The 15,715-nt window shown below is 45.7% G+C and carries 14 protein-coding genes; all 14 read right to left on the reverse strand.

From position 1 onward, the window contains the following. Nucleotides 1–8: 8 nt before the first annotated feature. Nucleotides 9–1,340 carry a putative DNA modification/repair radical SAM protein gene (locus EFA47_RS09400; RefSeq protein WP_122643038.1) on the reverse strand — a complete coding sequence of 444 codons (1,332 nt, stop codon included), beginning with the start codon at nucleotides 1,338–1,340 and terminating at the stop codon, nucleotides 9–11. Between the two features lie 269 nt (nucleotides 1,341–1,609). Next, the gene (locus EFA47_RS09405) at nucleotides 1,610–3,076 is read right to left on the reverse strand and encodes an LCP family protein (RefSeq protein WP_122643039.1); all 1,467 of its coding nucleotides are present in this window, start codon (nucleotides 3,074–3,076) and stop codon (nucleotides 1,610–1,612) included. 280 nt (nucleotides 3,077–3,356) lie between these two features. After that, the gene (gene ptsP / locus EFA47_RS09410; RefSeq protein WP_122643040.1) at nucleotides 3,357–4,979 is read right to left on the reverse strand and encodes a phosphoenolpyruvate--protein phosphotransferase; all 1,623 of its coding nucleotides are present in this window, start codon (nucleotides 4,977–4,979) and stop codon (nucleotides 3,357–3,359) included. Nucleotides 4,980–5,003: 24 nt separating this feature from the next. Then, nucleotides 5,004–5,261: an HPr family phosphocarrier protein gene (locus tag EFA47_RS09415; protein ID WP_122643041.1), complete on the reverse strand. Its 258-nt coding sequence runs from the start codon at nucleotides 5,259–5,261 to the stop codon at nucleotides 5,004–5,006. 101 nt (nucleotides 5,262–5,362) lie between these two features. Beyond that, on the reverse strand, nucleotides 5,363–6,289 hold the full coding sequence (gene cysK, locus EFA47_RS09420) for a cysteine synthase A (protein ID WP_122643042.1): 927 nt from the start codon (nucleotides 6,287–6,289) through the stop codon (nucleotides 5,363–5,365). Between the two features lie 223 nt (nucleotides 6,290–6,512). Further along, complete coding sequence (locus EFA47_RS09425; protein WP_122643043.1) at nucleotides 6,513–7,805, reverse strand: O-acetylhomoserine aminocarboxypropyltransferase/cysteine synthase family protein; 1,293 nt, start codon at nucleotides 7,803–7,805, stop codon at nucleotides 6,513–6,515. Nucleotides 7,806–7,957: 152 nt separating this feature from the next. Continuing rightward, nucleotides 7,958–8,398: an RrF2 family transcriptional regulator gene (locus EFA47_RS09430; protein ID WP_122643044.1), complete on the reverse strand. Its 441-nt coding sequence runs from the start codon at nucleotides 8,396–8,398 to the stop codon at nucleotides 7,958–7,960. Nucleotides 8,399–8,543: 145 nt separating this feature from the next. Beyond that, nucleotides 8,544–9,890, reverse strand: coding sequence for an RNA polymerase factor sigma-54 (rpoN, locus tag EFA47_RS09435; protein ID WP_164689966.1), 1,347 nt, complete (start codon nucleotides 9,888–9,890; stop codon nucleotides 8,544–8,546). A 31-nt stretch (nucleotides 9,891–9,921) separates the two neighbouring features. Beyond that, nucleotides 9,922–10,665: a phosphoenolpyruvate-utilizing N-terminal domain-containing protein gene (locus EFA47_RS09440; RefSeq protein WP_122643046.1), complete on the reverse strand. Its 744-nt coding sequence runs from the start codon at nucleotides 10,663–10,665 to the stop codon at nucleotides 9,922–9,924. 14 nt (nucleotides 10,666–10,679) lie between these two features. Continuing rightward, the gene (locus EFA47_RS09445; protein ID WP_122643047.1) at nucleotides 10,680–10,943 is read right to left on the reverse strand and encodes an HPr family phosphocarrier protein; all 264 of its coding nucleotides are present in this window, start codon (nucleotides 10,941–10,943) and stop codon (nucleotides 10,680–10,682) included. A 14-nt stretch (nucleotides 10,944–10,957) separates the two neighbouring features. Beyond that, nucleotides 10,958–11,353 (reverse strand): PTS sugar transporter subunit IIA, encoded by a 396-nt coding sequence (locus EFA47_RS09450; protein ID WP_122643048.1) that lies wholly within the window; start codon nucleotides 11,351–11,353, stop codon nucleotides 10,958–10,960. A 91-nt stretch (nucleotides 11,354–11,444) separates the two neighbouring features. Further along, nucleotides 11,445–11,918, reverse strand: coding sequence for a PTS sugar transporter subunit IIB (locus EFA47_RS09455; RefSeq protein ID WP_122643049.1), 474 nt, complete (start codon nucleotides 11,916–11,918; stop codon nucleotides 11,445–11,447). Then, nucleotides 11,908–14,649: a sigma 54-interacting transcriptional regulator gene (locus EFA47_RS09460; protein WP_122643050.1), complete on the reverse strand. Its 2,742-nt coding sequence runs from the start codon at nucleotides 14,647–14,649 to the stop codon at nucleotides 11,908–11,910. The genes EFA47_RS09455 and EFA47_RS09460 overlap by 11 nt, the downstream gene beginning before the upstream one ends. Before the next feature lie 124 nt (nucleotides 14,650–14,773). Further along, the gene (locus EFA47_RS09465) at nucleotides 14,774–15,634 is read right to left on the reverse strand and encodes a ketose-bisphosphate aldolase (protein ID WP_122643051.1); all 861 of its coding nucleotides are present in this window, start codon (nucleotides 15,632–15,634) and stop codon (nucleotides 14,774–14,776) included. Nucleotides 15,635–15,715 lie beyond the last annotated feature (81 nt).

Consider the following 15,715-nt stretch of genomic DNA (forward strand, 5'->3'; position numbering starts at 1 on the left):
TCCTTCTTTCATCCAATTATATTCTTCACCTGTCCTTCCCGGAAATTCACATCGTCAAACAGGGACAGCTGCCTGTATGTCATGCCTGCCACAGAATCAGGCAGCCTCTCCTTTGTATTCAGCAGGTTCCTCAGTATGTAGTCCTCCTCTAATTTTGTCCGGTACATCATCCTTCCGCCACATGTCAGGAAATACAGGGCACGTTTGAGCACAACTCCCATTTTCTTCAAATCCTCGAATTTAAGCGCCCCCATCCTTCGCGCCTTTACAATCCGTAAGGCCGACTTATATCCAATCCCCGGCACCCGCAGCAATGTATTATAATCTGCCTGATTCACCTCCACCGGAAAAAATTCCAGATGCTTCAAGGCCCAGTCACACTTCGGGTCAAGAAATATATTAAAATTGGGGTTCTCCTCATCCAAAAGTTCCCTGGCCTCAAATCTATAATACCTAAGAAGCCAGTCCGCCTGGTACAGCCTGTGCTCACGCAGAAGCGGGGGCCCCTCATCCCTCCTGGCAGGGAGCGCTGAATCGTCATTCACAGCTATAAAGGCAGAATAGAATACACGTTTTAATTCAAATTTCCTGTAAAGAGATTCTGCTACATTAAGTATCTGAAAATCTGTCTCTAAGGTAGCGCCGATAATCATCTGGGTACTCTGGCCCGCCGGGACAAACCTGGGCGCCTTTTTATAAAGCATGATTTCTTTCTTATTGTCATTGTGCTTCTGCTGTACAAGCCTCATGGGGGACAGGATATTCTTCCTGCTCTTGTGGGGCGCTAAAAGCCGCAGGCCCTCTGCCGTGGGAAGTTCCAGGTTCACGCTCATCCTATCTGCCAAAAACCCTACCCTCTCAACCATATCCTGGGCAGCCCCGGGAATCGCCTTCACATGGATATATCCCTGAAAGTTATGCTCATGGCGCAGCTTATACAGCGCCGCATATATCAATTCCATTGTATAGTCAGGACTTTTCAAAACCCCTGAGCTTAGAAACAGTCCTTCTATATAATTCCGTCTGTAAAACTCCATTGTCAGCGTACAGATCTCATCCGGAGTAAAGGAAGTCCTCGCCACGTCATTGGAGGATCTGTTGATACAGTATTTACAGTCAAAAATGCATTCATTCGTAAACAAAATCTTCAGCAGGGAAATACACCTTCCATCTGCAGAAAAGCTATGGCATATCCCTGCCTTATGGCAGTTCCCCATGCCAGTGCCATCGCCCTGCCTGTCCACGCCGCTTGAAGTACATGCCACATCGTATTTTGCCGCATCACTTAGGATCTGCAGTTTATCATAAATTGACATCTGTTCGTGAATGACTCCAGACATCCTATCTACACTTCCTTTCTTCCGGTTCCAGGAGTCCCCCTCCCGCCCTTTCCTTTCAGAACATATGTTCTACATTATGATACCACATTTTTTTATCCAAATCAAGGGCTATCCAGACTGATCCCAAGATTTATTCCACAGGCAACAAGCCAAGGAGACATACCTGCATGTCCCCTTGGCAGCTGCCGCCAGGGTCTAATACTATGATGCTTGCACCGCTGCTAGTTTGACGCTCCATCTCCTTGCATTGGGATCTTTGCCCCGTCTATTTACATATCTGTGGATCCCCCTGTATAAATACTCTGTATCTTAGCTTTGGCCTCTTCAACTTCGGCCTGGTCCGGCTCTATAACTGAAAGCAGTTCCCCGGGCATGGAAAATGTTTCTGCATACATGCTCGTCCCTCCGGGCGTGTAAGACGTAACCTCCCACTGGGCCATATCAGCCAACTGCATTTTTACGAGAGATGCCAGCTGTTCATTTGGCATATTTGTCTCAATACTTCCCTCTATGCCTTTTAATACCTTCCTGTAATTTTTCAGCATGGACCCGGAGGCACATTTCTGTATCATGGCCCGCACTACCTCCATCTGGTTCTTGGCCCTCTGGTAATCTCCCTCCTGAAAGCTGTATCTCTCTCTGGCAAAAATAAGGGCCTCCTCCCCAGTAAGATGATTTTGCCCTGCTGTAAATTCTCCGGCGCCCGGTACTGTAAAACTATAATCTGAATTTACGTCAACCCCTCCCAGAGCGTCAATCACTTCTACGAACCCCGTAAAATTTATTTTCAGGTAATAATCCACCTGTATATCATACAATCTCTGGAGTGCGTCCACAGACGCATCCACCCCGTACACCCCAGCATGGGTCAGCTTATCCTTTGCCCCGCCAGTAACCGCATATTCTATATAATAATCTCTTGGGGTGGATAGAAGCAGAATTTTTTTTGTACGAATATTTACAACCGCCAAAATATTCACATCACTTCTGGAACGTGCGGCGGCACTGCCATAAGTATCTATGCCGCTCAAATACATAATAAATGTCTCTGGCACATCTTTCGGAATTACAATGCGGTTCTCCTCCTCTGCCTGATGCTCCACTGCCGCAACCCTGCGGAGACCTTCTGACGCCCAGCCGTACCCTTCAACATCGGCTGCCATACTTAAATAGACATCCCCCAGAACCACCGCCTGAATCTTTCCCTCCCTCAGATCATCCAACATGGCAAACCCTGTTTCATATTCTCTGATATCCAGGGGACCTCCAATATTTTTTTCCAGATCCTCTATTGTCTTTTTTACATTCTTATATTCTGCCTCCCCTGCAGAGGCCCCGCTGACAGCAGCAATCTGATAGTCTGCAATGTCCTCCTCAGTTTGGGCCGGATCCTCTTGCATCACATAAACAGAAATAATATCCGCGGGCAGATCCGCCTCTGTCACTTTATCAATAGCCTGCCAGGTCATCTGGATATAATTAAATCCTGTAAGACAGGCCGCGGTCAAGACAAGCATTAATAGTGCCCCTATTGGGGATGTGGCAGGGCGCCTGAATAATATGGCTGCCAGAACTCCCAGCAGGGCCAGGGACACCCCTGCATATACGATGTATTTAACCGGAAAGATATTCAGTCTTATACAATATATGGCCAGACAGGCTGCTGATACTGCATACACCGCCACCAGTATAGGGCCAATCCATTTATTAATAAAAAATTTCTTTTGTTTATCCATCTCAGTAACTCTTCTCCTATCAGCCAGCCTCCATCAGTTTCCCACAGAGGCAAAATTTTTACAGGCATACATACTCCTGCCCTGATATTAAAGTTCCCCAATCTTTTACTGAATATAACATTTTATTTTTCAATCCTGTCTTACGGGAAGCAAAGACGGCGCCTGCCGTGCAATATAACTGCACGGCAGGCGCCGTTCCTTAAGTTATTTAATTATTGGGGGTTCAGGCCATAAATATGCCTGATGGACAAACACCTTCTGGAATATAAAAACTCACTTTCTAGTCGCACTCCCTAATCTTATTTCTAAGAGGAAGTACCATGGAAGGTGACACAGACAGCTCATCTAGTCCCATCTTTAAAAATTCCTCCGTCAGTTCCAGATCTGCCCCCAGCTCGCCGCAGATCCCTATCCATTTGCCCTCAGCATGTGCGTTGTCAGCGGCCATCTTAATCATAGCCAGCACGGCAGGATGATGGGGATCATAAAATTCATCCAATTTAGAGTTCTGCCTGTCAATGGCCAGCGTATACTGAGTCAGGTCGTTCGTACCCACACTGAAGAAATCTACCTCTTTGGCAAGCTCACGGCTGATCATAACAGAAGCCGGCGTCTCTATCATAACGCCTAGTTCAACATCCTCTTTGTAAGGGATTCCCTCCTCCTTCAGTCCCGCCAGTACCTCTGCAATAATTTCTTTAATTTTATGGATCTCGCTGACAGATATAATCATAGGAAACATAATAGAAATATTTCCATATACGGCTGCTCTGTACAAAGCACGCAGCTGAGTCTTAAAAATCTCCGTCCTGGTCAGGCAAATTCGGATGGCACGGTAACCCAGCGCCGGGTTCTCTTCCTTATCTAACCCAAAATAATCCACCTGCTTGTCTGCCCCAATATCCAGGGTACGGATAATCACCTTCTTGCCGGCCATATTCTCTGCAACCTGTTTATATACGGCAAACTGCTGCTCCTCTGTGGGAAAATTATCATTTTCCAAATATAAAAATTCACTTCGGAATAATCCGATGCCGCCTGCGTCATTCTTCAGGACAGCCCCAACATCTGAGGCATCGCCTATATTTGCGTAGACATTGATCTTCTGGCCGCTCTTCGTCACATTTTCCTTGCCTTTAAGCTGCTCCAGAAGGGCGCGCTGTTCCAGGTCTTTCTCGCGCTTCTTCTGCATCACGGCCAGAGTCTCCTCATCGGGGTCAATATATAATTCACCTGTAAAACCATCTATGACAGCCATCTGCCCGTCACACTCCTGGCTTAATTCCTCCCCAAGGCCAATAACAGCAGGAATATTCATAGTTCTGGCCAATATAGCGGTATGGGAGTTGGAGGAACCGTACATTGTGGCAAAGCCAAGCACCTTGCTCTTATCCAGCTGTACAGTCTCACTGGGAGCCAGGTCATCCGCCGCAATGATACACGGCTCATCAGTCTGGCAAATACCGCCGCCTGTCCCACATAAAATATCCAGGACCCTCTCAGACACATCCTTTACATCCGCCGCCCGCCCCTGCATATATGCATCATCCATAGAGGCAAACATGTGGGCAAAATTATCTGCCGTGGTGGCCACTGCAAACTCAGCATTTACCTCCTGTGTACGGATAATATTCTCGATAGATTCAATATAATCCAAATCCTCCAGCATCATCTGGTGGATCTCAAAAATCATGGCATTGGCCTCTCCCACATCCTCTAAAGATTTGTTATAGAGATCCTTGAGCTGTTCAACCGCCTCTGCCTTCGCATCGTGAAAACGTGTACATTCTGCTTCCACGTCGTCTACATGCGTACGTTTAATTACCTTTTGCTTCCTTTTATAAAAAGAAAGCTTTCCTATGGATACACCACCGAATACGCTTTTGCCTTTAATTGTAATCATAATACCTTCCCTGAAATCATCGAATTATAAGTTTTCCTTAAAAAATGCCTCTAATTCTTTAATTGCTGTATCTTCATCTTCACCGTCAGCAGTCATTACAACCTCTTCGCCAGTCTTGACGCCCAGTCCCATCACACCAAAAATTCTTTTAGCGTCTGCGGTCTTTTCCCCTTTGCCGATTTTAATATCAGATTTATAGCCTGCTGCCTGCTTAACCAATAACCCTGCAGGCCTTGCATGGATCCCTTCTGGATCTGTCACAACATATTTAAACTCTTTCATACTACTTTTGTCCTCCTGTTTTATATTTTAACTTAGTATATACCATATTAGATACTTTTTCAATTGCTTAAGAATTATTTAATTTCACTTTGTCCAGGGGATCATGATGTAAAAAGCGGTGTTGACAGATAGCGCTCTCCTGTATCCGGCAGCAGTGCAACAATCGTTTTGCCTTCATTTTCAGGCTGTTTTGCAGTTTCAATAGCCGTATGGAGTGCAGCTCCAGATGAAATCCCTACAAGAATCCCCTCTCTCCTGGCCAGCAGCCTGGCTGCCCCATATGCCTCCTCTTCCTTTACCTTAAAAATACTGTCGTAGACTTTTGTATCCAAAATCTTCGGGACAAAACCGGCTCCAATTCCCTGGATTCCGTGGGGGCCTGGTTTATCCCCTGAGAGCACGGCGGACCCTGCAGGCTCCACGGCGATTATCTGTACACTTTCTTTTTTCCCCTTCAGGTAGTTCCCTGTACCTGTGACTGTCCCCCCAGTCCCTACGCCTGCAATAAAAATATCTATCTTCCCATCTGTATCATCCCATATTTCGGGCCCGGTAGTTTCCATATGGACCTTAGGGTTGGCGCTATTTACAAACTGTCCCAGTACAACCGCATCCTCACGCTCTTTCACAAGTTCCTCTGCTTTTGCTATTGCCCCATTCATCCCCTTAGAACCCTCAGTCAGTACAATTTCTGCGCCATATCCAAGCAAAAGTTTGCGGCGCTCCACACTCATTGTCTCGGGCATCACAAAAACGGCTTTATATCCCTTGGCTGCCGCGGCGGCTGCCAGCCCTATGCCCGTATTTCCGCTGGTAGGCTCCACAAGAGTGGCTCCCGGCTTAATAAGGCCCCTGCTTTCAGCATCCTCAATCATACTTAGGGCAACTCTGTCTTTGACGCTGCCTGCGGGATTAAAATACTCCAGTTTCACTAGAACCTTTGCTTTTAACCCCAGCTCCTTCTCAATATTTGCCACCTCCAGCATAGGTGTCCTGCCTATTAACTCTGTTATACTTTTATATACCATATCCTCATTACCTCCTACTTATTATATAATACCATGTTAAAGCTAAAAAATACGTTCACCTTTTTTGACATAATCCCCTGTGAGGGCAGACATGATCGGGCGCCCCTTTGGGTGTAAAAATGTAAAAACATAGAATACTTTGCGTGCAGCGGACATCTCCATAAAATATACTACGGCAAGGCAGCGTATAACGCATGGCTGCCTTGCCGGGGCACTTTTATCCTTATCCCTTATAGGATAATGCCTGTTCTAAATCATACAGAATATCATCGATGTGCTCCGTTCCAATAGAAAGCCTTACTGAGTTAGGCTTGATCCCTGAAGCTGAAAGTTCCTCCGGGGTCATCTGGGAATGGGTCGTACTGGCAGGATGGATAACCAGCGATTTCACATCTGCCACGTTCGCCAGCAAGGAAAAAATTTCCAGCCTGTCAATAAAATCCTTTGCATCCTGCTCCGTTCCCTTGACCTCAAAAGTAAAAATAGATGCCCCTCCTTTCGGGAAGTATTCCTGATACAATTTATGATAAGGGCTATCGGGCAGTGAAGGATGGTTCACCCTCTCTACCCTGGGATGGTTATTCAAAAACTCTACCACCTTCCGAGTATTCTCTACATGCCTCTCTACCCTCAGTGATAAGGTTTCTAATCCCTGCAGGAACAAGAAAGCATGGAGGGGAGCCATGGTGGCGCCAGTATCCCGAAGCAAAACTGCGCGGATCCTAGTTACAAAAGCCGCCCCCGCTGCAGCCTGGCAGAAGCGCACACCGTGGTAACTGGGATCCGGCTCTGACAGCTGTGGATATTTCCCAGATGCCTCCCAGTCAAACTTTCCGCTCTCAATTATGACGCCGCCCAGCGCAGTCCCATGCCCACCGATAAACTTGGTAGCTGAATGTACTACAATATCTGCGCCATACTCAAAGGGCCGCAGGAGATAGGGGGTCGCAAAAGTGCTGTCAACCACAAGGACAATGCCGTGTCTGTGGGCGATATCAGCCACTTTGCGTATGTCTGCCAGATTCGCATTTGGATTTCCTATGGCTTCTATAAAAATAGCTTTTGTGTTTTCTTTGACCGCCTCCTCAAAGGCCCCCTCCTGGTCAGGATCTACAAAGGTCGTTGTTATCCCCTGTTCAGGCAGGGTATGCTCTAATAAGTTATAGCTGCCCCCATAAATATATTTAGAGGCCACGATATGTTCCCCATTCCTGGCCAGATTCTGGAACGTGTAGGTAATGGCAGCTGCGCCGGAAGCCACGCCTAATGCCGCTGTGCCGCCCTCAAGAGCCGCTATGCGTTTTTCAAATACATCCTGGGTGCTGTTTGTCAGCCTTCCATATATATTCCCCGGGTCGGCAAGCCCGAATCTGTCTGCTGCATGCTGGCAGTCACGAAACACATAAGACGTTGTCTGGTATATGGGGACTGCCCTTGCATCCGTTGCCGGATCTGGTTGTTCCTGTCCTACATGAAGCTGTAATGTCTCAAATTTTAATTGTCTTTCTTTACTCATTTTGTCGTCCTCACTTTCTTCTTTGCCTTTTGTCTACATGTTTCCTGCCATCCTAATGTACTGCATTTAAGGGTATATATTATGGGGTGCCTTTTAAATTGTAATGTACCGGGAAGGAACTGCAAATATAAGGATGTGCCTGATAAATCTCTTTATATATAGTACATATTTGCATTGTAATCTAAATTTTTCTGGTACTCGCTGACAAGCTGTGCCAGAGTGCGTTCACTGAGGAATGTATTCACCTGCCTGTCAATCTCATCCCAGACCAATTCTGCAATGGCTCTCTGCACAGCATCCGGTTCCTCCCCTGTATGTCTGTCAATAATAGAAAATTCTCCTTCCAGCGCCTCCAGTATCTCCCGGACCGTTATACTTTGCGCATCCCGGGCCAGCTTATAGCCTCCGCTGGCCCCCTTGATACTGACAACAATCCCTGCCCTTCTCAGAGTGCCAAATACCTGTTCTAAGTAGTTTAAAGATATTTTCTGCCTGTTTGCCACCTGTATCAGGGATATAGGCTCCTCTTCTGCATAAACTGCCATATCCACAAGTGCCCGCAATCCATATCTCCCTTTTGTAGATATTTTCATAGAACACCTCCTTTTAAATCCTACTATTCTTATATATATTATATGCATTATGTTATACCACTATTTTCCTGATATGTCAATACATTAGAATTATTTTTTATTATAACCAGAAAATACCCGCAACGGCGCCCACAGCCAGGCGCCCTTACGGGTATTCTTTTCTTTCAAAGCTCCCTTTAATCCCCAGTTCTTCTCTATATTTCGCCACCCCTCTCCTTGACAGCAGTATTCCCTGTTCCTTCAGTTCTTTGGACAGTCTGCTATCACTGTACGGATGCCCTTTATCTTCCCCGTCTATCACTGCTTTCAAAATTTTTTTCATTTGGGCCGCTGTCCTGCCACAGGTCTCCCCCTCCTGCCTGCCGCCCTGGAGATACAGATCTTTCATGGGCAGGACCCCTCCCGGATACTGGATATATTTCCCCTTTACGGCTCTGCTGACTGTGGACGGATGAATGTCCAGCCTGCGTGCCACCTCAGCCATAGAATAAGATTTAAGCTCCCCTATCCCTTCAAAAAAGTCCTTCTGTGATTCCAGGATCTCCCCCGCGACAGCATAGATCGTATTCCTTCTCTGCTCGATACTCTTTAAAATAAATCTGGCTCTTTCCAGTTTTTTGCCAAAATACTCTTTCAGGTCTTTATCTTTACTTTCATTGAGCATTTTCAGGTAATATTCATTCAGCTGATATTTGCCCATCCAATGATCGTTTAGCCGGATCTCCCATTGATTATTTTTCTTTTCAGCCAGGACATCCGGGATAATATAAGAAGTATTCCCAGAATAAAAACCAGACAGAGGCCTGGGGTTTAAAGTGCGGATAAAGGCAATATATTTTCTGGCCATCACAGAAGAAATTCCTATATGCCGGGTTATGGCGCTGATTCTTCCCTGGGCAATATCTTCAAGATGTTCCGACAAAATCTGGGTCAGCGCAGTGTCCTTTATGTCCATAGTCTCTAACTGCCTGATTAGGCAAGAGGAAAGATCTTTTGCAAAAATCCCGGAAGGCTCCAGCTTTTGCAGATGGCTTAAACATTTTTGCACCACCTCCCTGGGGGCGCCTATCAGGCCTGCAGTCTCCTTAACTGAGGTAGAATAAAAGCCATTATCATCCAGATTCTTTATAAGGAATTCCATAACATGCCATTCAAGCGGACTATAGTGCCTTCCATCCAGCTGCTCCTTCAAATATTCTTCAATCCCAGGTTCCCTATCTGCAGGCACAAAACCGCCATGCCTTCCCTCAGCATAATCCCCGTGCCCATACCCTTCATTATCATTTTGGTTCCGGCTGTACCAGTCTCCTAATTCTTCTGTGGCTCCCGGCGCCTCCCCGCCCCCATACTGTTCCAGGATGGGATTCTCCAGATATTCGTTATTTAAGAAAATACTAAGTTCCATATTGCACATGCCCATCAATTCCAAAGACTGTATTTGTGTCTGGGACAAATATTGTCTTTGCTGCTGCTTCAGATCGTACTCTATCACTTTTATTTTCCTTTCTGGCGTCTTTTATCAGCTAAATATTCCCGGTATCAAATTTGTGCCTGTCTTTTTTCTGGTCAAACTTTTGTTTCATTTCTTCTGTGGGAGAAATAATAATTTCGCCTTTCCCGGCATCCATGCATATAATATCTTTGTTTTTTGCCTTTTGGAGCAAACCTTTTACCCCCAGTAATGCCGGAATTCCCCATCCCTTTGCCATAATCGACACATGGCTGGTAACTCCGCCTTCTTCCGTCAATAACCCAAGAACATAGTCTTTGTTCAGCCTTGCTGTATCTGACGGCATAAGCTCCCTGGCAACCAGGATAGCCGGCTCTTTTATATCCAAGGAGCTATGAATATCTATCCCTTGTATCTCTGCCAGAAGCTGGCGTCCCACATCCTTGATGTCAGCGCTCCGCTCCCTCATGTATTCATCTTCCATCCCCAGGAAAATATTTCTCAGCTCCCCCACTGCCTCTGTTAATGCCATCCCGGCATTCATCCTTTCCTCCTTGACTCTATGGGCCACGGCTTCTTCCAGTGTTGCATCTGCCGCCATCATTAGATGGGCCTCAAAAACGGTGCTTGTCTGGCTGAGCTTTTGGAGCCTCTGGCAGACAGCCTCCCTGGCCCGTAAAAACTTGTCTATCTCCCGCCCTGCTGCAGCTTCAGGGATAAGCTCCATACAAAAGGGCAGACTTACCCCCTGATAGATATACGCTTCACCTGTGGCTGTACCGTCTGATGCTGTCCTGTCAACTTGAATGCATTCCATGTTATTCCTCCTGTTTATTCTCCCAACCCAGCCTCAATTGCAGCAGCCAGCATTTTTAGATCCTGTTCCTCCGTATCCCCCTTACATTCCAGTTCCACCTCACACCCACAGTTGATAGAAGCAGAAAGCAGATTCAAAATACTTTTTGGGTTTACCCTTTTCCCATTAAAATTCAGGCTGATATCAGATTTACATTTTGCTGCCAATTTAGAAAGCTCTGCCGCCGGCCTGGCATGGATGCCTGACTTGTTCCTAACTATTATACTTGCCTTTACCATAATCCTTTCTCCTATTATCCCTTTATGCTGATATTACTAATATTTTCTTTTCCCCGCTGTAGCATTAATTCATACAGCCTGCCCTCATCGCACTCTCCCCTTTCATTTACCGCCGTAATCAACAGAGAGAGATTTAGTCCGCTGACAGCCAGTCCCCCGGATACATGTGCGATATAAGTGGCCCCGTGGGATGTGCTCCCATCCTTTAAATCTGAAATTACAATGGGATGTTCAATATGTCTTTCTTTTATATCCTTTTCTATATACTCGATCAGTTCATCCAAATTGTCGGAAGGCTCCAGAGAATAAGCAGATAGATCCTGGATTTTCCCTATTATCATCTCCGCCCCTCTTACACACTCTTCCCCCCAGTTTCCATGTGTCAAAATCAAAATGTGCCTGTCTTTCATCTGCCCCTCCCCTTATCCGCTGCCAATATCCAAAGTATATTAATAATAATGTCCCTTTGGCCTGCCCTTGACATGCCTGCCCCACAAATAATTAAATATGCCCTAATAATTGATTTATATTTACTTTTCTGCTGTCGGGGACAGGTTGGTAAAACAATGCTGCCCTCAAGGATATTTCCATAAGCTGCTCCTTCTCCCGGAGGGTAGTATACACTCCTTGCGCCAGCTTCAGCTTTCCTATCCCATAGGAAGTATTTCCCAGGTTAATGATTCCAGGGACATATCCCTGTTTAAACATCTCGTATAAAGTAGATATCTTTTTCACCACCACAAAACTCTTTTCCTCTCCCTGGGCCTCCATTAACCCTCTAAATCCGGAAATTCCCTGGATACTGCACTCATACCCGGGAGGAAATGACAGTTCCAGAATCTTTTTCATCACAGGATTTTCTGCAGTTTCATCATCCACAAAGACGACCTTCGTGCAGCCTGCTTCTTCCATCCACTTCAACAGAATCTGCCCATGGAGCAGGCGCTCATCCACTCTTAACATCTCAATCTTCATCAATCCCTGCCTCCATCCGTGGTATATTCTCAACAATTTCTACAAGATACGCAATCTCTGTGTCTGGTATTTCTTTTGACCACATCTCCTCTATCGGAGCCAGTATATTTTTAAGGATTTCAAACAGGGCGGTACGGCTCTGCTTTTTTTCTTCCAGATATCTATATGGAAGCGCTTCATTTTTCAGATTACGCTCTATCATACATGCTGTATGGACAACATACCCGATCTCTGTTTTTTCTGTGATGGCCAGACCCAGGCTGTCTGTAAGCTGTTCTAAAGACTCTTCTATTAAATCAATAACTTTCTCAGCATCTAAAAATGACAAAAGTCCTCTTAACGTATTTACCAAAACCTCACGGCCTAAATTGCTGCTATCTTTCTGCCCTTCTTCCGCAGCCAGGCCAAGCAGCATCCTGAGCCGGTTGATCCCATTCTGTGTCAGCAGCTCATCTGCCGGGATATAAGGTACGCCGGGCAGTTCCAAATCTATGGTTCCGACAACCGCAGTCAGGTTTTGAATATTTTTCTGCTTCACCAGGCTTACCCCCGTCCCGGCATCTGTCAGGTTCATGTACTGGACGGACACACTAGGCCTAATCTCTTTGGGAACAGCCTTCATCACTATCTCTCCGATTTTCTTCGCCGAACCTTGCCCAGAAATACAAGTCGCTATAATCGTATACATTCCTTCACTGCCATTTTCATTTTTTATGTACATCTGGCTTGTATAAAAAGGGAGCATTCTCAGATGGGACGCCAACGTATCCAGATTTATGTCAGACATAGTAGTTTTCCTCACAGCTTCTATTACTGTCAATGTAGAAACCATATCAATACAGATCACTCTCTGTCTGTTTCTATGAGAAATTATATCCCCGAAATTCCTTAAGGATCCCATATCTACTAATAAAACCACACCTTTGCCCTGATCCGCTTTTTTTACTTCCTCCACCGCCGCCTCCAAAATTTCATCCACAGGGCTTTCCAGGGGCATGTCAATGGCACGGCAGTGGTCTGCCCCCAACAGTTGATTGGCAAACTCTGCCATTCCTGTAGCAGTGTACTTTCCGTGGGCAATCACTACGACTCCGATTCTGGGGCCGTCGCTTTTTTCATCTTCTTTTAATAGAAAAAGAGTTAAAAAGCCTACTTCTTCCTCTGGGATCTTAATGTGGAACTCTTCCTCCAGCATAAACCCTATGATTTTGGCCAGCCTGTATTCTTTGGGGTATTGGCCCGCAATATTATCTAAATTCCTATTTTCAATTGGAATCCCTCTCTCCAGCCGCTCCACTAAAGCGTTAACATGCATGGCAAACCCTGTTTTTAATTTAGGGGAAATAGGCCGTTCCAGTTTGATCTCTATGAACTGAAGAATTTCTTTTATGGGCCTGGCAGCCTCCGGTTCCAGAATCTTATTTAGGTTTTCTCCAGTATCACTGCTCCTTTGTTCCCTATCCACATTATACTGCTGCCTGAGCTTTTCAATATAAGCCTCAAGGCCATACTCCAAATTTTCCCTGATCTCCTGGCTGTCACGCCCTTTTTCCACATAGTGGGCATATCTCTGGGATATCTCTGTATAAATCCCCTCTTCATGTTCCGGCTTTTGCGCCCCCTCATAACAGAAGATATTCTCTATTGAATGTTCAATAAAGTCAATTACTTCATCTTTTATTTTATTTCTGCGCAGCAATCCTCTTTCTATATATGCCTGAAGTTTTGTAGTACTGATATATACCTGTTTTGCCTCGGACATTTTGTAATCCAGAAACCCCCGCGCACACAAAAGCTGTATATCAGCCTTTAGCTGTCCGATATTACCCTTACATTCATACAGTAATAATGCAAGCAGGATTTCCTTCTCTACTCTAATAGGAACGCCTATATTCTGCTGCTCTGCCCTAAAAAAATTCTCAATCAGCTTAAGCCTCATAAAGGCAGAAAGCTCTTCCAGCGAAGGCAGTTTGATTACCATAGGGATCCGCCTCATAAAAGTGGATAAAAGCGCTTCTTCAGGATCTTCTGTTGTTGCCCCGATGATTAAGACATTCCCTTTATGGGTACTTTCTGTCTCCCCCAACTTACGGTAAGTTCCTTTGTCAATGAGATGGAACATTATTTCCTGCCCCTCTGGAGGAAGTCTATGTATCTCATCCAGGAACAAAATCCCCCCCTCCGCCTTATCCACAAGTCCCCTCTTCTCCTGGTCGGCACCTGTAAAGGCACCTTTCACATAACCAAAGAGCTGGGACAGCAAAAGCTGTGGGTTCTCAGCATATTCTGCACAATTAAAACTTACAAAACCACTCTTTTCACTGATAACTTTCATATGTACTGCATAAGCATACATCCGCTCTGCGAATGTGGTTTTCCCAACACCAGTCTGTCCGATAAGCAGTGTATGTAACCCCCTGGGCGGATAGAGAATGGCTGCCTTCGCCTGTTTTACCTGAACCGCAAGGGGCCCCTCCTCACCGGTTATGAAAGAAAAACTTTTCCCCTTCTTATCCGGCTCTGCCAGTCTCTGGGGTTCCATCCCGTGAAGGAAGTATTTCACTGGCCGCCCGGTGAGCTTAACAAGCTTGCCTTCTCTGGTCAATTCGTTCAATTCTCTGCTGATGTTTGCCCTTCCTATCCCTGTCAGTCCGGATAATGCAAGGGCGTCTAACCCTTCCAGACCGCTGTTCTCCGTGAGCGCTTTCAAAATCCGTTCTCTGCGATTCATGGCATGCCTCTTCCTACATCGAATTTTTGTCCTTTTATTATACTCTGTTTATTTTGACTTTTTCGTTTAGTAATGTTTTTTCCAGGCATTTCCTTTCCAGTAGCTTTCTCGGTATGGCTCCTGTCTAATACAGCCCTGCCTTGCCTGCTGCATGTAATAAATCAATTTTATGGGAAACCACTTGCTTCATCCATGGCATTGCCTTTCCATAGACCTCATGAGGTTCCCTTATTTCCTGGTCTGCAAGTACATTCCTGCATCCCTCAAAGAATGCCGCTTTAATGTCGCTCGCGATATTGACCTTGGAAATCCCAATTTCTACAGATTCTTCAATTTCTTTATCAGGGTTCGCAGAACCGCCGTGCAATACAAGAGGAATATCAATCGCCTCCGCCAGCTCCCTCAGAAGGTCCAGCTTCAGCTCTGGTTTCATATCCTTTGGATAGATACCATGTGCCGTGCCGATTGCCACAGCCAGCGTATCCGTCCCAGTCTCTTTTACAAATTCCACTGCCTGCCCCGGGTCTGTGTAAATGATTTTATTATTCCCGGCCTCTGCACCGTTTCCTGTGGAACCAATGGTTCCCAGCTCAGCCTCCACGGAAAGATTCAAAGGATGGACCAGGGCCACAACTTCTTTTACCCTCCGCACATTTTCTTCATATGGATAGCTGGAGGCATCAATCATAACTGAAGTGAACCCATTGCGCACGGCACGCATAATTTCATCCACGGTTCCACCGTGGTCTAAGTGTAAAACTACAGGGATATGTGTTTTCTCCGCCTCTGCAGCCACCATATGTGCAAATGAATCCCCTGCGAACTCCAGTTCTGCAGGATGGATCTGTATAATGACTGGTGAACCCTTCTCCTCGCACGACTCCATGACCCCTTTCAAAATTTCACTGCTCCCTACATTAAATGCAGGGACAGCAAAATGATTTTTCTTTGCTACACTCAATAAATCAGACATATTCAACAACATTGTATATTTCCTCCTAATTTAATTTTCAAACATATCCTGGGGCAGTGTCTGCCTGCCAGGCATTATAGAAATTCGTGACCC

This window comes from Luxibacter massiliensis (assembly GCF_900604355.1).
GTDB lineage: Bacteria > Bacillota > Clostridia > Lachnospirales > Lachnospiraceae > Luxibacter > Luxibacter massiliensis.